Here is an 18386-nt window from a genome sequence, read left to right as displayed (position 1 = left end):
CTCATCGCGGCATCGCCGGGCCGGCCGCGACGGCCGAACGCGTCGGGCGTGCGTGCGCGAGCCGGTCGTCCAGCCCGGTGATGAGCGCGTGGTCCTCGGCCGTCGCCGGCCCGTCGCCGTAGCGGACGTCGTTGAAACGACGGCCCGCGGTGCCGACGGCGTCCCGCTCGGCCGGGAAGAGCGCGGAGAGGTCGCCGGTCACCTCGTCGACGGTCCGTCCGTCGCCCTCGGGCAGGTCGGTGCGCTCCTGCGCGGCCCTGACCAGGGCCCGGAACGCCTCGATCACGGCGGTCGCGTGATCGCCGCGGGCTGCGGCGGCGCGGGCGAGCGCGCGGTGACCGTCGGCGTCGAGCGGGCGATCCGCGTCGAACACCGCCGCCCTGCGAGCGGCCGTCCGGTTGAGCCGGGGCCGGACGACCAGCACGAGGACGACGATCCCCACGATGATCAGGCCCACGACGACGACCAGCCATGGGTTCGCCGTGGCCGGACTCAACCCGGACGCGACGTCACTCAGCCAGCGGCCGATCGCGTCCAGGACCGCCTCGACCGGCCCGGGCTTCGCGTCCTGGTACTCGGGCCGGGACAGTTCCTCCTCCGCCCAGCGCCGCGCGGTGCCGTCGTCGGGCACCACCGGGACGTCACGGGGCACGAGGAAGACACGCACCGTGAGCATCGCGGCCGGCACGGCGACCAGGCCGGCGAGGCCGATCACGCGGTTCCGGGCAGGGCGCCCGGACGGCTCCCGGCGGCGAGACGGTCGTGCTCGGCCATCAGGGCCATGTCCAGGCCCTCACGGCGCATCCGCAGATCGACGTAGAGCAGGGCGGTCACCCCGACGGTGAAGACGGTCGACAGCGCCCCCGCGAGCGTCGAGAGCACCAGGTAGGCGACCATCAGCGTCACCAGCAGGCCGATCGCCCCGGCTCCCGGGGTGGCCCCGGTGGGCGCGATCACCCCGGACAGCAGTGGCATGGCGAACTGCAGCGGCGCCCCGGCGATCGCCGTGATGAGCCAGGCGAGGATGCCCATCAGCAGCAGGGTGCCGAAGACGCGCCAGAAGTTGCCCTTCGTCAACCGCCAGGACCGGGCGAGCGCCTGCCCGGGACCGCACTTCTCCAGGACGAGCACGGCCCCGCACACGCTCAGGCGGGTGAACAGCCAGGCGGCGACCAGGCCGGCGGCGGCCCCGATGAGCAGGATCATGACGACGGCGCCGGCCGGGGAACTGTTCGAGGCGCTGATGCCGGCGACGACGACGAAGAACACGATCATGAGAGCGACGCCGCCGCCCACGCCGATCGCCGCGAGCAGGAAGGCCAGCCCGATCAACGACCCGATCCGGGGCCGGACGAGGGACCACATCTGCCGGAAGCCCGTGCGCTGGTCCAGGACGGCGCGCGAGACGGGGATGACGAGGGCACCCTGGAGGATGGCTCCGCCGACGATCGCGACCAGGCCGATCACCAGCTCGCCGAGCAGGAGCAGGGGAACCGAGGCGAGCACCGAGGAGGCCTCGGACCGGGAGATCGTCGTCGAGCTCGAACTCATCGACGCGAGCCGCAGGAACGGGGCGCCGAACCCGAGGAGCAGGAGGACGCCGAGCAGGCTCATCACGACGTTGAACAGCAGCGAGGAGCCGATCATGGCCTTCGCGTTGCGCCGCGCCGCCTGCAGCGAGCCGTCGAGGACCTCCCCGACCGACAGGGGCCGCAGCGGGATGACGCCGGGCTTCGGTGGCGCGAACCAGCCCTGCGGGGAGCCGCCCTGGCCGGCCCAGCCGCTCGGTGCCGGGCCCCAGCCGCCGCCCTGACCGGTACTCGGCCCGCTGACCTGACCGGTCCAGCCGCCCGGGGCCTGACCCCAGCCGGACGGTGCGGTGCCGGTCGTGGGCGCGGTCGGTGGCGCCGTCGGCGGCGCGGTCTGCCGGCCGTCGGACGGTGGCCAGGCAGCGCCCGGCTCGTCGTCCCGGCCCCCGCCGGGAGCGGCCCAGCGACCGCCGTCCCCGTGTCCGTTCTCGCTCATGTGTCGTGTCCCCCTCGTGCGGCGCGGCGTGGTGGCCGGCGTCCCGTGCCCCGAGCGTATCCGGCACCCCACCGCCAGGCCAGCATCCGCTGACCTGCAGCGATCCGCCCCGCCGGTCGCCTCGCCCCGGCCATCGACGCCGGCACCGGCCGCGCCTCGCCGTCGGGCGGCCGGAACACGGAAAACGGCCGCGGGTTTGGGAGGATGAGGGCATGAAGGGACGCATTCTCGTGGTGGACGACGACGAGGCGCTGGCCGAGATGATCGGCATCGTCCTGCGCAACGACGGGTTCGACCCGTCCTTCTGCGCGGACGGAGCGCAGGCGCTGGAGGTGTTCCGCAACAGCCGGCCGGATCTCGTGCTGCTCGACCTCATGCTGCCCGGGCTTGACGGCATCGAGGTGTGCCGGCAGATCCGCAGCGAGTCGGACGTGCCCGTCGTCATGCTGACCGCGAAGTCGGACACCTCCGACATCGTCCGCGGCCTCGAGTCCGGGGCCGACGACTACGTGCCCAAGCCCTTCAAGCCGGCCGAACTCGTCGCCCGGGTCCGCGCGCGGCTGCGCCCCGGGGACACCCGCGCACCGGAGACCCTCACCGTCGCGGACGTGACGATCGACGTCGCCGGTCACTCGGTGCGCCGGGGCAACCGGACGATCGCCCTCACCCCGCTCGAGTTCGACCTGCTCGTCGCCCTGGCCCGCAAGCCGTGGCAGGTGTTCACCCGTGAACAGCTGCTCGAGCAGGTCTGGGGTTACCGGCACGCGGCGGACACCCGGCTGGTCAATGTGCATGTTCAGCGGCTTCGGTCCAAGATTGAGAGAGATCCCGAGGCTCCCGAGGTCGTGCTGACCGTCCGGGGCGTGGGATACAAGGCCGGACAGAGCTGACGCGGTGGCCCCGCGCCGGTTCGGGCCCGGCGTGGAGGAACGGGGAGAGAACGTGTCTGCGACGAGCACCCGCCGGACGAGCCGGCCGGCGCTGCCGGCGCGGTTCGGCGATGGCGGATCCCGGCGGATCGGCTCCCACCGGGTCCGGCTGATGCGGCACCAGCCGCGCCGCACGAGCGTCGAACGGCTGTGGCGTTCGACCCGGTCCGGCGGCATCAAGCTCGTCTCCCGCTGGCGGCACTCCCTGCAGTTCCGCACCGTGCTGCTGACCATGGGCATGACCCTGATTGCCTTCGCGATGGTCGGCGCGTTCCTGTCCCACGAGATCTCCTCGGCCCTGTTCAGCGAGCGGCTCTACCAGGCCGAGCAGGAGTCGCGGCGCGGCTTCGACGAGGTGCAGGCCATCTTCGACCGGGCGGAGACGAACGACCAGGCCACCGGCCAGCAGACCATCTACAACACCCTCAAGGTGCTCGAGGGGGACAGCGGCTCCACGCGCCGCATGTTCCTGCTGCTGCAGAAGCCGGGGGAGCAGGGCCAGCGCTGGGTCGAGACCGCCCGCAGCGACGACTCGCAGATCACCTCCGCGACCATCCCGGAGGCGCTGCGGGAGGCCGTCCGGCGCGACGACGGGCAGTACTACCAGTCGATCGCCCTGCCGGTGGGCAGCTCCGACGTGCCCGCGATCGCCGTCGGGCGCATCGTCCGCGTCCCCCCGGGCACCAACTACGAGCTGTACCTGATCTACAACCTCTCCGAGGCGCAGGACACCCTCAGCTACATCCACGGCGCCCTGTGGGTGGGCGGCGCGGTGCTGCTGCTCGCGGTCGGCGCCATCGCGTGGTTCGTCACGCGCGCCGTCGTCGCCCCCGTCTCCGACGCCGCGGACGTCGCCGAGAAGCTGGCCGCCGGGCAGCTCGAGGAACGCATCAACGTCGAGGGCGAGGACGAGCTCGCCCGCCTCGGCGCGTCCTTCAACCACATGGCCGGCAACCTGCAGGAGCAGATCACTGCGCTCGCCGAGTTGTCCCGTATGCAACAACGGTTCGTCTCGGACGTCTCCCACGAGCTGCGTACCCCGCTGACGACGGTCCGCATGGCCTCCCAGGTGCTCTACGACGCCCGCGAGGAGTTTGACCCCATCAACAAGCGGTCCGCCGAACTGCTCTACCACCAGGTGGAACGGTTCCAGAACCTGCTCGCGGACCTGCTGGAGATGTCCCGCTTCGACGCCGGCGCCGCGGTGCTGGACATCGGCGACGCCGACCTGAACCAGGTGGTGCGCAGCGTCCAGGACGCCACCGCGATCCTCGCCGAGAACGTCGGCTCGACCATCGAGGTGCAGTTCGACGATCCCAGCTGCGTCCTGGAGATGGACGCCAAGCGCGTCGAGCGGGTGCTCCGGAACCTGCTCGTCAACGCGATCGAGCACGGCGAGGGCCGGCCGATCCAGGTGCACGTCGCGTCCACGGCGGACGCGGTCGCGGTGACGGTGCGCGACCACGGCATCGGCATGACGCCGGAGGACGTCGCCCACGTCTTCGACCGGTTCTGGCGGGCCGACCCCGCCCGTGCCCGCACGACGGGCGGCAGTGGCCTCGGCCTGTCGATCGCGACCGAGGACGTCAACCTCCACCAGGGCCGGCTGCAGGCCTGGGGCATGGCCGGGCACGGCTCGAACTTCCGCATGCTGCTCCCGCGCCGCCGTGGCGAGGAACTCGTCGAGGAACCGCTGCCGCTCGAACCCCCGGACGCCCCGGTGCCCTCCGTGGACACCGGCACCACCGCGGTCATCCTCGACCCGTCGAACCCGAACGCCTCGATCGTCATCCAGGGCGAGACCGGCGCGGCCGCGACGGCCGAGGCCCACCCCGGTCCGCTGCCGGCCGACCTGGCGGCGATGGCCGCCGGCGCGGTCGGGTCGACCGGCCGATCGGCGCTCACCGCGCGGGCCGGCGACGACGACGTCGTCGCCGCGCCGGACGCGACGCCCGACGACGAGCCGGCCGGCACGACGTCCACCGGCCGCGGAGGATCACGATGAGCCCGAAGCCGATCCGGATCGTCCTGGGCCTGGCGATGGCCGCGGCCCTGTTCCTCACCGGGTGCTCCTCGATCCCCACGAGCGGGCCCGTGGGCCTGAGTGAGGACTCGGGCAACGCGAGCCAGCAGAACCAGCAGGGCCCCGCCCCCGCCGGACCGCAGGACAACGGGAGCCCGCAGGCCATCGTGCAGGGCTTCGTGCGCGCCGGCATCGGCAGCCAGGACGAGTACGCCGTCGCGCGCAGCTACCTCACGCCGGGCCTGTCCAGCACGTGGAAGCCGGACCAGCGCACCCTCGTGCTCTCGTCCGCGCCGCGCGTCGTCGCGACCCCGACGCCGGGCACCGTGCGCATCGTCATGGCCGTGACCGCGACGGTCGACGACCAGGGCATCTACCGCGACGCGGCGGACGGCGCCACAGAATCGCTCGACGTGACCCTGCAGAAGATCGACGGGCAGTGGCGGATCGGGAAGATCCCCGACGGCATCATGCTGCAGTCCCGCGACTTCAATCTGCTCTTCGACTCGTACTCGCTCGCCTTCTACGACCCGACCTACACGTACTCCGTGCCGGACGTGCGCTGGTTCGTCCGCGGGCCGCGGGTGACGACGTCGCTCGTCCGGGTGCTGCTCAACGGGCCCGCGGACTACCTCAAGGGCGCCGTCGTCAGCGCCTTCCCCGAGGGCACGACGCTGAACACGCCGTCGGTGCCCATCGTCTCCGGCGCGGCCGAGGTGGACCTCCCTCAGCAGGTGCTCGACTCGTCGGACCAGAAGCAACGCGAACGCATGCTCAACGAGCTCTCGGGCACCCTGGTCGGCGTGCTGGACAGCATCAGCTCCGTGCGTCTGATGATCAACCAGCGTCCCCTCGACATCGACGCGGGGGAAGCGGCCCGCAGCGCGCCGGTCAAGCAGAAGCAGGTGCCGGCCAGCCAGGTGGCCGTCGTGCGCAACGAACTCGTGCTCTACCAGGGCGGCGGTTACCGGCCGATCGACGGCATCGGCTCGGTCGCCGCCGACAAGCCGATCGATCCCGCCATGAGCTACGACCAGAGGCGCTTCGCCTACCTCAGCTCCGACCGGCGCCGCCTCATCAGCCGATCGACCGACGGCACCCGCGGCACCGTCTTCACCGGCTCCGCGCTGACCCGCCCGTCGTTCGACCCGTTCGACTGGCTGTGGACGGCGGACGGCTCCGGAGCCGGGCTCGTCTACACGGCGGCCGCCGGGCGACCCGGGGGCGGCGTCAACGAGGTCAGCGCCCCGTGGCTGCGCGGTCGCACCATCACGAACCTGCGCCTGTCCCGTGACGGCGCCCGCGCGCTGATCATCACGGTGGACGACGGCAAGTCCTCCATCTGGATCAGCGGGGTCCGCCGCGCCGCGGACGGCACGCCCCGGGAGCTGACGGCCGGCCTGCCGATCCGCTCGACGCACCAGGTCAACACGGGTGTGTGGATCGGCGACACCGAGATCGTCGTCATGGGCGCCTCGGACAAGGCGAGCGTCACCCCCGAGGTGCTCTCCCTCGACGGGCAGGCCCAGGAGCTCGCGCCGGTGCGGGGGGCGACGTCGCTCTCCGGCGGAAACGGCACTCAGGAGATCTATCTGCAGTACGGGCAGGAGCTGCTGGTGCGGGTCGACATGAGCTGGTCCAACCAGGCGACCGGCGTGCTCGACACCGCGTTCGCCGGCTGAGGGCTTCTCCCTCCCCAGGCCCGCGCTGTCCCCAGGACGGGACAGGCCGCCGCGCGGTGCCGTCGTGTTCGCGCACGCTGGTGCGATGGCGGTCGAGGCATCGGCGCGGCATCGCGCCCCGTGGTCCCGGTACCGGCGGCTGCGTGCGCTCGCCGCGCTGGTGGAGGAGGCGGTGCTCGCCTTTCTCGCGCTGCTGGTGCCCGTCTGGTGCCCGGGCTGCGGCCGGATCGACGTCGCCCTGTGCCGGGACTGTGCCGCCCGGTTGCGGCGCGCCACCGGCCGGCCCTTCGCCGCGGAGGACGGCGCACTCGCGCTGCCCGTGGAGCCGGCCCTTCCGGTCACCGCGGCGGCGAACTACCGGCAGGGCGGGGTCGACGCCGTGCTGCTCGCGCTGAAGGACCACGGCCGCACCGACCTGACCGGCCCGGCCGCCGCCGCGCTCGCGCGGGCCGTCACCGTCGCGGTCGCCCGTGCCCGTGGCGACGGTGCCTCTCCGCGCGCCGGTCCGGGGCGGCTCGACGCGGCGTCGTCCGGTCCGGCTCCGCATCATCCGGCCCAGTCCACTCCGGCCCAGTCCACTCCGGCCCCGCCTGATCGGGCGCTACCCGCACCGGTGCTGCTCGTCCCCGTGCCCACGTCCCGCCGGGCGCGGTGGCGCCGGGGCTACCACCCGGTCGGACTGCTGCTGCGCTCGGCCCTGCGGCGCGGGCTGCTGCCGCCGGGCACGGTGGTCCTGCCGTGCCTGGAAGTGCGGTGGTGGCGCCCGTCCGGCGCCGGGTCGCCGTCGTCCGGGTCGATGGTCCGCCGCCTCCTCGCGGTCGTCGCCGGGCGAACGGGATCCGGTGGCGGTGCCCACCGCGGCGCCGGGCGACGCGCCCGGGCGCGCCGACTCGCCGGGAGCATGCGACTGCGCTCGGACACCGGCCGGATGCTGTCGTCGGGCCCTCCACCCCGGGGCGCCGTCGTGCTGCTCGTCGACGACGTGCTCACCACCGGGGCGACGCTCGCGGAGGCCGGTCGTGCCCTGCGCGCGGGCGGGATCCCGATGCACGGTGCGGCGGTCGTCGCCGCGGTCCCGTCCCCGTCCGGTCGACGACGGGACGGCGTCGGGACCGGCGCGGACACATTCGTCACCGGTTGACGCAGAGGTGACCGGCGGGTGAAAAAGCGGTGCCGCTCAACTAACGTGGGGGCCAGGTGTTGAGAGAACACCGCAACGGCGTCCGTCGGATGAGCCGGTGCCGTTGTGTCACCGACTACAGAGCGGAGATCACCATGGACTTTTCCATCTACGGTCGCAACGTCACGGTGTCCGACCGGTACCGCGAATACGCGGAGGAGAAGATCGCCAAGATCGAACCGTTGGTCGAGAAGAAGCACCGTCTCGAAGCGAAGGTGACGAAGCAGCCTTCGGAAGTCATCATCGAACTCACCGTCCTCGGTCTGAAGCCCGTCATCCGTGCCGAGGCCTCGTCGGAGGACAAGTTCGCCGCATTCGACGCCGCCGCCAGGAAGCTGGCCGAGCGTCTGCGCCGCGCCCGCGACCGCAAGAAGGTCCACCACCAGGGCCACCAGCGCCCGACCGCCGTGCACGAGGCCACCGCCTCCCTGCCGGTCGTCCGCCCCGACACCCCGCTGTACCTGCAGACCGCCGACGACGTGGACGGCCGCGTGGCCGACGCCGTGCCGGACCAGAAGACCAGCGACTCGCCGGTCACCATCCGCCGCAAGGTCTTCCCCGCCGCCCGACTGTCCCTGGACGACGCCGTCGACGCGATGGAGATGGTCGGTCACGACTTCTACCTGTTCATCGACGAGCAGTCGAGCACGCCCTCGGTCGTCTACCGGCGTCGCGGCTGGACCTACGGGGTCATCTCCCTCGACGAGGCCTGCGACGAGGACGCCGACGTGCAGGAGGAGGAGCTGAGCTACCGCTCGGCGAGCGCTTCTGCCTGACCGGCGTAGCATCGGCCAGCGGGCCGCGACCTCGCAGGTCGCGGCCCGTTCCCTGTCCGGGGCACGACCACCCGGACGCCGCACGTCATTGCAGCTCACCGCACTGCACCGTCCTGCAGTGACCACCGTCCAGCAGTCATCACCGCCCCGCCCCGTCCTCTGGAGGCTTCCCCGTGGCCGACCGGCTCACCGTCGCCGCCGCTCGGCGCATCGCGATCGCCGCCCAGGCCCTCGAGGTGCCGCACGACGCCCGTCCCAGCGCCGGGAGGGTCACCGCCGGTCACATCGCCGCCCTGCTGCGGCGCATCCAGTTGCTGCAGATCGACTCGGTCAACGTCCTCAGCCGCAGCCACTTCCTGCCCGTCTTCGCCCGTCTTGGCCCCTACGACCGGGACCTGCTCGCCCGGCTGAGCGAACGGCAGCCCCGTCGCCTGATGGAGTACTGGGCGCACGAGGCCAGCTTCATCCGGCCTGAGCACTTCGCCGACCTGCGGGTCTGGCAGCGCCGCCGGTGGGTCGGCCTCTCCGCCCCGGCCGCCGCGGAGCACGAGGCCATCGCCGCCGGCCTGACCGAGATGCTCGGCCGCTCCCGGCCGATGACCGCGACCGGCCTGGCCGCCGCGCTCGAGCACGACCACGCCGTCGACCGGGTGTCGTGGGGCTGGAACTGGACGCCCACCAAGCGGGTCCTCGAGCACCTCTTCGAGCAGGGCGTCGTCGGCGCCGCGGGTCGGACGCCGCAGTTCGAACGGCGCTACACCCTCGCCGAGCGGGTGCTGCCTCCGGCGCTGCGCGACGCACTCGAACCGGACCGGCCGGCCGCGGCGGACCGGCTCACCGAGGCGGCCGCCCGGGCTCTCGGCATCGCGACCACCCGCTCGGTGGCCGACTACTTCCGCCTCCCCGTCAAGGCCGTCACCGAGTCGCTGGGCCGGCTCGCCGACGCGGGCGTCGTCCGGCCCGTCACCGTCGCCGGACTGGACCGCCCGCACTGGCTGCACACCGCCGCCCGCCGGCCCCGGCGGGTCGAGGGGCGGGCCCTGCTCAGCCCGTTCGACTCGCTGATCTTCCACCGGCCCCGGGTCGAGGAGCTCTTCGGGTTCCACTACCGCATCGGCATCTACACCCCGCCCGAGCGCCGCGAGCACGGCTACTACGTGCTGCCCTTCCTCCTCGGCGAGCACCTCGTGGCCCGCGTCGACCTGAAGGCCGACCGGCAGCGGGGCGTGCTGCTCGTCCAGGCAGCGTACGCGGAACCGGATACGGCCGGCGCGGCCGGTGCCGGGGCGGCCCCCGACACGGCCCCCGAGCGGGTCGCGACCGAGCTGGCCGGCGAACTCGTCACGATGGCCGGCTGGCTCGGCCTCGGCGACGTCGTCGTCGCCCCCCGCGGTGACCTGGCCGCCCGCCTCGCCCGAGCCGTGAGCGAACGCTGAGGTTCCGGCCAGTCGCCTCGCGTAGACTCGGCGCAGCGCTCGGGCCGTCACGGCCCGTCGCTGTCCAGACGAGTCGAGCACGCAGGAGCGAACAGCTGTGCCATCCCTGATCGAACGGGTTCTCCGCACGGGCGACAAGAAGACGCTCAGGCGGTTGCAGTCGTACGTCGACGCGATCAACGCCCTCGAGGACGACTTCCGGGCGATGTCCGACGACGAGCTGCGCGAGGAGACCGACGTCCTGCGGCAGCGGTACCAGGACGGGGAGACCCTCGACGACCTGCTGCCCGAGGCGTTCGCCGCGGTCCGTGAGGCCGCCGGCCGCACGCTGGGACAGCGCCACTTCGACGTCCAGCTCATGGGCGGTGCGGGCCTGCACCTGGGCAACATCGCCGAGATGAAGACCGGTGAGGGCAAGACCCTCGTGGCGACCGCCCCCGCATACCTGAACGCACTGACCGGCAAGGGCGTGCACGTCGTCACGGTCAACGACTACCTGGCCGGCTACCAGAGCGAACTGATGGGCCGCGTCTTCCGGTTCCTCGGGATGACGACGGGCTGCATCCTCGCGAACATGAACCCGGAGGAGCGCCGCGAGCAGTACGCCGCGGACATCACCTACGGCACGAACAACGAGTTCGGCTTCGACTACCTGCGCGACAACATGGCGTGGGCGCCGGACGAGCTCGTCCAGCGCGGCCACCACTTCGCCGTCGTCGACGAGGTCGACTCGATCCTCATCGACGAGGCCCGCACCCCGCTGATCATCTCCGGCCCCGCCTCGGGCGACGCGAACCGCTGGTACGGCGAGTTCGCCAAGGTCGTGCTCCGCCTGGAGGCCGGCACCGACTACGAGGTCGACGAGAAGAAGCGCACCGTCGGCGTGCTCGAGGGCGGCATCGAAAAGGTCGAGGACTACCTCGGCATCGACAACCTCTACGAGTCGGCGAACACCCCGCTGATCGGGTTCCTCAACAACGCGATCAAGGCCAAGGAGCTGTTCAAGCGCGACAAGGACTACGTCGTGCTCGACGGCGAGGTGCTCATCGTCGACGAGCACACCGGCCGCATCCTCGCCGGCCGGCGCTACAACGAGGGCGTCCACCAGGCCATCGAGGCCAAGGAGGGCGTCGAGATCAAGGCCGAGAACCAGACGCTCGCCACGATCACCCTGCAGAACTACTTCCGCCTGTACGAGAAGCTCTCCGGCATGACCGGTACGGCCGAGACCGAGGCCGCCGAGTTCGTCAACACGTACAAGCTCGGCGTCGTCGTCATCCCGACCAACAAGGCGATGGCCCGGCAGGACCGCACCGACCTCGTCTACAAGAACGAGACGGTCAAGTTCGACGCCGTCGTCGAGGACATCGCGGGCCGGCACGAGTCCGGACAGCCCGTCCTCGTCGGCACCACGAGCGTCGAGAAGAGCGAGTACCTCTCCAAGCTGCTCGCCAAGCGCGGCATCAAGCACGAGGTGCTCAACGCGAAGAACCACGCGCGTGAGGCAGCGATCGTCGCGCAGGCCGGCCGCAAGAAGGCCGTCACCGTGGCGACCAACATGGCCGGCCGCGGCACCGACATCATGCTCGGCGGCAACGCCGAGTTCAACGCGATCGCGGCGCTGCACGAGCGCGGCCTGGACCCGAACGAGAACCCCGAGGCGTACGAGACCGCGTGGCCGGCCGCCCTGGAGAAGGCCGGCGCGGAGGTCGAGGCCGAGCACGCGGAGGTCCTCCAGCTCGGCGGCCTGTACGTGCTGGGCACCGAGCGGCACGAGTCCCGCCGCATCGACAACCAGCTGCGTGGCCGCTCCGGCCGTCAGGGCGACCCGGGGGAGTCCCGGTTCTACCTGTCCCTGACCGACGACCTGATGCGCCTGTTCAACTCCGGTGCCGCTGAGCGGCTGATGAACAGCTCGGCAATCCCGGACGACGTGCCGATCGAGGCGAAGATCGTCTCCCGCGCCATCCAGTCCGCGCAGTCGCAGGTCGAGTCCCGCAACGCCGAGCAGCGCAAGAACGTGCTCAAGTACGACGACGTGCTCAACCGGCAGCGCGAGGCCATCTACGGCGACCGGCGCCGCATCCTCGAGGGCGAGAACCTCGAGGGCATGGTGGAGAACTTCCTCTCCGGCGTCATCAAGGACGTCGTCGAGGCGGCGACCGCCGAGGGCCACAGCGAGGACTGGGACTGGGACCTGCTCTGGGCCAACCTCAAGACGCTCTACCCGGTGGGCCTCACGCAGGAGGACATCATCACCGAGGCCGGTGGGAAGGGCAACGTCAAGCACGACTTCCTGCTCGAGGAGATCCTCTCCGACGCGAAGATCGCCTACCAGAAGCGGGAAGCGGCCATCGGTGAGGAGAACATGCGCGAGCTCGAGCGCCGCGTCGTGCTCTCGGTGATCGGCCGGAAGTGGCAGGAGCACCTCTACGAGATGGACTACCTCAAGGAGGGCATCGGCCTGCGCGCGATGGCGCAGCGTGACCCCCTGGTGGAGTACCAGAACGAGGGCTTCACCATGTTCCAGCAGATGATGGAGTCCATCCGCGAGGAGACCATCGGCTTCCTGTTCAACCTGGACGTGCGGGTCGAGCAGATCGACACGGATGGCGACGGCGTGCCGGACCAGGCGGCCCTCGCCGCGGCCGGCCTGGAGGCGCCCGAGCGGCCGGCGCAGCTGCAGCTCTCCGCCCCGACGGAGACCGGCGACGTCGAGACGCACGTCGAGCGGGCCGCCGCGGCGCTCGCGGCCGTGGCACGCGGTTCGCAGGGCGGTTCGGCTGCCGGCCCGCAGGCCGGCTCGGCTACGGGGAACGGCTCCGGTGCCCCGTCGAGCCCCTCGTCCACGACGGCCCCGTCGAAGGCGTCCCAGAAGGGNCGCAGGCCGGCTCGGCTACGGGGAACGGCTCCGGTGCCCCGTCGAGCCCCTCGTCCACGACGGCCCCGTCGAAGGCGTCCCAGAAGGGCACGAACAAGAAGAACAAGAAGCGGCGCTGACCGCCTCACTCTGAACAGCGGGGCCCGGCCGTTTCGGCCGGGCCCCGCTGTCGTTCGCGCTGCTCCGTCGTTCCGTCGGCACGGTCCTTGCGTCGACACCGTCGTTGCGTCGGCACCGCCGCTCGATCAGCGTCGTCGCCCGTTCCGTGCCGTCCGGTCGCCCGGTCGTCGAGATCCCCCTCGCCGGTGATCAGCCCAACTCGAGAGCGGTCACCCGCCACTGCAGGTGCCGCAGTTCCAGCCGGAGAGCCATCGCCCGGCTGCGGCCGCCGGGCTCGCCGATCACCAGGCTCATCTCGTAGCAGCGGGCCGAGACGCGGCACGCGTGCACCGAGCGGACGGCTGCCCGCCGGAAGAGCGGGCGCTGACCGTCGACCGTGCCGAGGCGACCCGGGCCGCTGCGCGTCTGCTCCGCCCGCAGCGCGGACGCGCGCACGAGTTCGGCGCGCAGGACCAGGGACTCGTGGACGGCCGGATCCATCCAGCGCATCAGCTGACCGGCGGGCCGAGCGCCGGTGAGGACCTCGAGGACGGCCTGCCCCACCGCGCGTGTCTGCGCGATGACCCGTCGCGTCGTCTCGTCCTCCAGGGGGAGCACCCGGCCGGGTCCTCGGTCGTGGCTGCCAACGGTTCCTGTCTCGCCGGACGCGGCGTTCGCCGCGTCGGCCTGGACGGGTGCGCCGTCGATCGGAACGGCCGTCGTTCCCGCACCGACCGCGACGAGGGAGCCGGTCGACACCGGGCGACGTCGGACAGGAGGAACGCCCAGGCGCTGCGCGGGCGCCCAGCGGGTGGTGATCGGCGGCGGCGCCGGCCGTCCCGTCGCGGCGACGTCGTTCGTCTGTCCAGGCGTCCCGTGGCGGTCCGTCCCCGCGGACAGGCCGGTCGGCTGTGCGGACGTGAGGACCGGGTCCTCCGGGGCCAACGGCATCGCCGCGCCCGCCCGGGTGCTCATCGCTCGACTCCGTCGAGGTGGTCCGCGGCGACGGTCGGCACGCGCAGCACCTGGCCCGGTCGGATGACCGCGGGGTCCGGACCGATGACGTCCCGGTTGAGGTCGTACCACCGGGGCCACTGGCGGGCGATCTCCACGTCGGTGGCCAGGGGACCGAGTTGGCGGGCAGTAAGGCTCCACAGGCTGTCGCCGGCCACCACGGTCGCGGTCCTGTCGGAACTCGTCCCCGTCGGGGTGGTGGCTCCGGCCCCTGCGTCACGGGTCGGCGGGCGGACCAGCGGCGCACCGTCCTCCAGCGCCGGTGCACGGGGCACGAACCACGGATCGGCGCCGGGACTCGGTTCGGTTGATCGAGCGTGGCCGGTACCGCCGGACGTCGTCGGGTGGACGAGGACGAAGCCGGAGGCGACCGCGTCCAGGGGAGCCATGGCGACGGCCATCGGGGCGACCGGCGCGGCGACGGCCGTGCCCGCGGTGCCGGCCACCAGGTGGAGGCTGAGCAGGGCGCCGACGAGACGGCGCATGAACGCCGGGCTCAGCGCCGACGAGAGCGCCGGCGCCCGTCCCGCCCGTCGTCCCCGTAGTTCGACGGCCATGGTCACCACGAGGCTCAGCACCCACCACGCCATGATCGCGACCCCGAGGGCGGCCACGGCAGCTCCGACGGCGACCTCGAGCGGGGCCTCGGCGCCGGACGTCCCGATGGACGCCGCTCCTGGTCGGAGCCGGGCCAGCAGGAGACCGCCGATGACGGCATTGACCACGCCGAGAGCGAGGACAGCGGCTGCGGTACCCGCTCCGCCGCCCTCCGTCGTCGACCAGCCGTCGTCTTGGCCGGAAGGGGCCGTCGCCGAGGGGGATCCGGTGCCCTTGCACTCCATGTCGTCACCTCGCGTTTGTAGTCGTTTGACCGTGTTTGACGTTATTTGTAGTCTTTCGGCACCGCTCGGTCAATGGCTCGGCGCTACGGTGTGGACATGAGGTGGGATGCGCTGTTCGAGGACCTGCAGAGTCAGTGGACGGCGCTGCAGGACAGGGCGCGGGAGAGCGAGATCGCCGAGCGGACCCGTATCGACCAGGGCAGCGTGACGCTGGCGGGCCGGTTGCGGGCGAGCACGGGGGACCGGGTGAGGGCGCTGCAGTCCGACGGGGAGACCGTGGACGGCACGATCGCGTTCACGGGCGCCGGCTGGGCGTGCCTGCGCGCCGGAGCGCTCGACGTCATCGTGGTCGTGTCGTGGTGCCGGGCGTGGGAGGGACTGCGGCGGGCGACCGCGCCGGAACCGTCCTCCGTCGGCGATCGACTCAGCCTCACGTCGGCGCTGCGCGGTCTCAGCCGCGATCGGGCCGTCGTGACGGTGACCGTGGCCGCCGGGCCGGGGTCGACGGCGATAAGGGGGCGAATCGACCGCGTGGGTCGGGACTTCGTCGACCTGACGACCGTTCACCCGGGCGAACTGCGGCCGGATCACACCGGCACGGTCACCACCGTGCCCACGGCGGCGTGCCTGCGGATCGGCTCGCTCGCGCGCTGATCCCCGGTCGAGGGGGCATCAGCGACTGCGGTCGCGCGCCACCTGCTGCCGGGTCTGCTCGTACTTGGCCTCGATGTAGGCGTCGAGCACGGTCTGCTCCACCCGCCACTGACCGCGGCCGCCGACCTGGATGGCGGGCAGCTCACCGCTGCGGACCAGCGCGTACCCCTGCGCGGACGAGATCTGCAGCTCCTCGCAGACGTCACTGAGCGTGAGGAAACGCGGCATCGTGCACCTCCAGACCCGGCCGTCCCGTTCTCCGCGTTCATTGTGGCATCCCGGCCGGCCCGATCCGTGCGTTGTCCACAGGCTCGCGCACCCGGTGACCGCGGCGACGCCGCCGTCTACAGTAAGGACCACGGTGCCCGGGGGATGGGCCCAGCAGGGGGAGAACGATGACCACGGTGACCGCACGTCCCGCGTCCGAGACGCCGCGCCTGAGAAGGCCGTCCTGGAAGGACCCACGGCTCCTGCTCGGCATCCTGCTCGTGGTGGCGTCCGTCGCCGGGGTGGTGGCCCTGGTCGCCGGGCTGGACCGCAGCACCGAGGTGTACGCCGCGCGTGCGGACCTGACGGTGGGGCAGCCGCTGCGTGTCGAGGATCTGACCGTCACCCGGGTCCGGCTCGGGGACGTGCAGGCGGCCTACCTCGTGCCCGGTGCCGTGCCCGACGGCGCCGTGGTGACCCGGCACGTCCCGCGCGGTGAGCTCGTCGCCTCCTCCGCCGTCGGCCGGCCCGATGCGCTCAAGCGCAAGCCCGTGGCCATCTCCATCACCGAGGCACTCCCGCGCGAGGCGGTGGCCGGCGCCCGCGTGGACGTGTGGGTGGCGATGCCCGGAACCAGTCCGAACACCTACCTCAAGCCGGTGCGGCTGCTGCCGGGCGCCGAGATCGCCGAGGTCACGACGACGACCTCCGCGCTCGGCGCCTCCCGCCAGACCGTCCTGCAGGTCCTCGTCGACGACGCGACCATGCCGCAGATCCTCAACGCCCTGGGCAACCAGGCGCGGATCTCCGTGGTGTGGAACCCGGCCGCTCGATGAGCGTCCCGCTCGCCATCCTCGGCGACACACCGGCCGACCACGTCGCCGGGCTCGAACGGCTGCGGGGACCGGTGACGGTCGTGCGCCGTTGCGCGGAAGCGGCCGATCTGCTCGCGGTGTGCGAGAGCGGCCTCGCCGAGGTCGCGCTGATCGCCGAGCGGGTCGACGACCTGCCCGGGCACCTGATCGAACGGATGACCGGATCCGGGATCCCCGTGCTCGCCCTGACAGGGGACCGCGAGTGGGCTACCTGGTTGGAGGGCCTCGGCGTACGCGTCCTGCCGCCCGGCATCTCGACCGCCGACCTCGCTGCCGCCGTGCTGGGCGCGGCCGCGGACCCCGGGAGCTGGACAGCGCGGGGGGCCACCGCGACCGACGGGCCGGGTGAGGAGAAGCCTCGACAGGAGGCCACCGACGGCGGAGTCACGCCGTTCGACGGCACTGAGGCGGAGCGCCGATCCGACGCGCCCGCCCGGGATGATCCGAGCCGTGGGGAACCCGACGCCCGTGATCACGGAGTGGGTGGACGCGGGGCCGGTGCCGACGACGCCGACGACCGGGGACTCGATGACCGCGGATCCGGTGAACCGGATGCTGACGCTCCGAAGCGCGGTCACGGCCTGGGTCGGTGGACCGACAGGACACGAGCGGAAACCACGGACATCGCGAAGCCTCGCCGACGGGTCGGCGGAGGGAGCGGCACGGGGACCGGAGCGGCATCGACGGATCAGCCGACGGGTGAGCCCGCCGTCACGCCGGACGAGCAACCCGGCGTCGTGATCGCGGTCTGGGGACCCACCGGAGCTCCGGGTCGCAGCACGGTCGCCGTCAATCTGGCCGCCGAACTCGCCGCCGAGCTCGGGACGGCGTACCTCGTCGACGTCGACACCTATGGGTCGAGCACCGCGGTCATGCTCGGACTGCTCGACGAGACCGCCCCCGTGGCGCAGGCGTGCCGGCTCGCCGACCAGGGACTGCTCGACGTCGCCGCGCTGCACCGGGTGGCCGCGGACGTCGTCGTCGGCGGTGGTCGCTTGCGCGCGCTGACGGGCATCACCCGTCCCGACCGCTGGCCGGAGGTGCGCGCGTCCGCGCTGAGCGCCGTCATCGACCTCTGTCGGCAGACGGCTCGGGCGACGGTCATCGACTGCGGCTTCTGCCTCGAGGCCGACGAGGAACTCAGCTTCGACACCGTCGCGCCGCGCCGCAACGGCGCGACCCTGCGGGCGCTGGAGCGTGCGGATGTCGTCATCGCGGTCGGCTCGGCCGACGCGATCGGCCTGCCGCGCCTGGTCAAGGGCATCGCCGAACTCGCCGAGGCGGTTCCGACGGCGACGCCGACCGTCGTCGTCAACCGGGTGCGCCGCGAGAGCGTCGGCCGCGGCAGCCGCCAGCAGATCCGCGCCGCCTGGGAGCGGTACGGACCGGACCTGCCGCTGGCCGCCCTGCTGCCGGACGATCCGTCCGCCGACGCCGCTCTGCTCGGCGGCACGGTCCTGCGCGAATCGGCGCCCGCCAGTGCCCTGCGCGCCGGCATCCGCACCCTCGCGCCCGATCTGCTCGGGCGCGACGCAGGGGACGGAAGCGTCCGGCGAGGCTGGTTCCGGCGGCCGAGTGTGACGCATGCGGCACCGGCGGCGATGTCCGGACGGGCGTGACCGGACGGTCCCCACGGCATCCGATGCGGTTCGGTCACCTGCACAAGAATGTGCCGTCCGGCTGGGCGGGGCGCTCATGACGTCCGTCACGCCCCGGACTAGGGTCGAGGAAGACGTCCGCAACGGCGCGGACGCACCACCCGA

The 18386-nt window shown here is 72.5% G+C and carries 14 protein-coding genes and 1 pseudogene; 10 read left to right on the top strand and 5 right to left on the bottom strand.

Annotated elements, in window-relative coordinates; all coding sequences use genetic code 11:
- Nucleotide 1: 1 nt before the first annotated feature.
- Complete coding sequence (locus V6N00_RS15150) at nucleotides 2–715, bottom strand: DUF4129 domain-containing protein (protein WP_334233600.1); 714 nt, start codon at nucleotides 713–715, stop codon at nucleotides 2–4.
- On the bottom strand, nucleotides 712–2025 hold the full coding sequence (locus V6N00_RS15145; RefSeq protein ID WP_334233598.1) for a DUF7847 domain-containing protein: 1314 nt from the start codon (nucleotides 2023–2025) through the stop codon (nucleotides 712–714). Before V6N00_RS15145 ends, V6N00_RS15150 begins: the two co-directional genes overlap by 4 nt.
- A 212-nt stretch (nucleotides 2026–2237) precedes the next feature.
- Here V6N00_RS15145 and mtrA point away from each other — a divergent pair, with 212 nt between their 5' ends.
- From mtrA to secA, 7 genes and pseudogenes are all read left to right on the top strand, one after another.
- On the top strand, nucleotides 2238–2915 hold the full coding sequence (gene mtrA, locus V6N00_RS15140) for an MtrAB system response regulator MtrA (protein ID WP_334233596.1): 678 nt from the start codon (nucleotides 2238–2240) through the stop codon (nucleotides 2913–2915).
- Nucleotides 2916–2967: 52 nt separating this feature from the next.
- Complete coding sequence (gene mtrB / locus V6N00_RS15135) at nucleotides 2968–4959, top strand: MtrAB system histidine kinase MtrB (protein ID WP_334233594.1); 1992 nt, start codon at nucleotides 2968–2970, stop codon at nucleotides 4957–4959.
- Nucleotides 4956–6659 carry an LpqB family beta-propeller domain-containing protein gene (locus tag V6N00_RS15130; protein ID WP_334233592.1) on the top strand — a complete coding sequence of 568 codons (1704 nt, stop codon included), beginning with the start codon at nucleotides 4956–4958 and terminating at the stop codon, nucleotides 6657–6659. Before mtrB ends, V6N00_RS15130 begins: the two co-directional genes overlap by 4 nt.
- Before the next feature lie 85 nt (nucleotides 6660–6744).
- A complete protein-coding gene (locus tag V6N00_RS15125; protein WP_334233590.1) occupies nucleotides 6745–7800 on the top strand; it encodes a ComF family protein in 1056 nt (351 codons plus the stop codon).
- Nucleotides 7801–7934: 134 nt separating this feature from the next.
- A complete protein-coding gene (gene hpf, locus V6N00_RS15120; protein WP_334233587.1) occupies nucleotides 7935–8615 on the top strand; it encodes a ribosome hibernation-promoting factor, HPF/YfiA family in 681 nt (226 codons plus the stop codon).
- A gap of 173 nt (nucleotides 8616–8788) precedes the next feature.
- Complete coding sequence (locus V6N00_RS15115; protein WP_334233586.1) at nucleotides 8789–10051, top strand: winged helix-turn-helix domain-containing protein; 1263 nt, start codon at nucleotides 8789–8791, stop codon at nucleotides 10049–10051.
- A gap of 97 nt (nucleotides 10052–10148) precedes the next feature.
- Nucleotides 10149–12782 (top strand): annotated as a pseudogene (gene secA / locus V6N00_RS15110) (preprotein translocase subunit SecA); the annotation flags it as partial.
- Nucleotides 12783–13241: 459 nt separating this feature from the next.
- On the opposite strand, the gene V6N00_RS15105 reads toward secA, so the two are convergent.
- A complete protein-coding gene (locus V6N00_RS15105; RefSeq protein ID WP_334233581.1) occupies nucleotides 13242–14006 on the bottom strand; it encodes an Rv3235 family protein in 765 nt (254 codons plus the stop codon).
- A complete protein-coding gene (locus V6N00_RS15100) occupies nucleotides 14003–14887 on the bottom strand; it encodes a LysM peptidoglycan-binding domain-containing protein (protein WP_334233579.1) in 885 nt (294 codons plus the stop codon). Before V6N00_RS15100 ends, V6N00_RS15105 begins: the two co-directional genes overlap by 4 nt.
- A gap of 96 nt (nucleotides 14888–14983) precedes the next feature.
- On the opposite strand from V6N00_RS15100, the gene V6N00_RS15095 reads away from it, so the two are divergent.
- Nucleotides 14984–15541, top strand: coding sequence for a hypothetical protein (locus V6N00_RS15095; RefSeq protein WP_334233576.1), 558 nt, complete (start codon nucleotides 14984–14986; stop codon nucleotides 15539–15541).
- 18 nt (nucleotides 15542–15559) lie between these two features.
- Here the strand turns inward: V6N00_RS15095 and V6N00_RS15090 are convergent, their stop codons facing one another.
- Nucleotides 15560–15769, bottom strand: coding sequence for a helix-turn-helix domain-containing protein (locus V6N00_RS15090; RefSeq protein ID WP_334233574.1), 210 nt, complete (start codon nucleotides 15767–15769; stop codon nucleotides 15560–15562).
- A 176-nt stretch (nucleotides 15770–15945) separates the two neighbouring features.
- Between V6N00_RS15090 and V6N00_RS15085 the strand changes: the two genes are divergently transcribed.
- Both V6N00_RS15085 and V6N00_RS15080 read left to right on the top strand, forming a co-directional pair.
- The gene (locus V6N00_RS15085) at nucleotides 15946–16584 is read left to right on the top strand and encodes an SAF domain-containing protein (protein WP_334233572.1); all 639 of its coding nucleotides are present in this window, start codon (nucleotides 15946–15948) and stop codon (nucleotides 16582–16584) included.
- A complete protein-coding gene (locus V6N00_RS15080) occupies nucleotides 16581–18242 on the top strand; it encodes an AAA family ATPase (protein WP_334233570.1) in 1662 nt (553 codons plus the stop codon). The genes V6N00_RS15085 and V6N00_RS15080 overlap by 4 nt, the downstream gene beginning before the upstream one ends.
- Nucleotides 18243–18386: the final 144 nt, after the last annotated feature.

The sequence above is a fragment of the Tersicoccus mangrovi genome, assembly GCF_036881825.1.
GTDB lineage: Bacteria > Actinomycetota > Actinomycetes > Actinomycetales > Micrococcaceae > Tersicoccus > Tersicoccus mangrovi.
The sequence above is the reverse complement of the archived record's forward strand: the minus strand, read 5'-3'. Positions and strand labels throughout refer to the sequence as shown.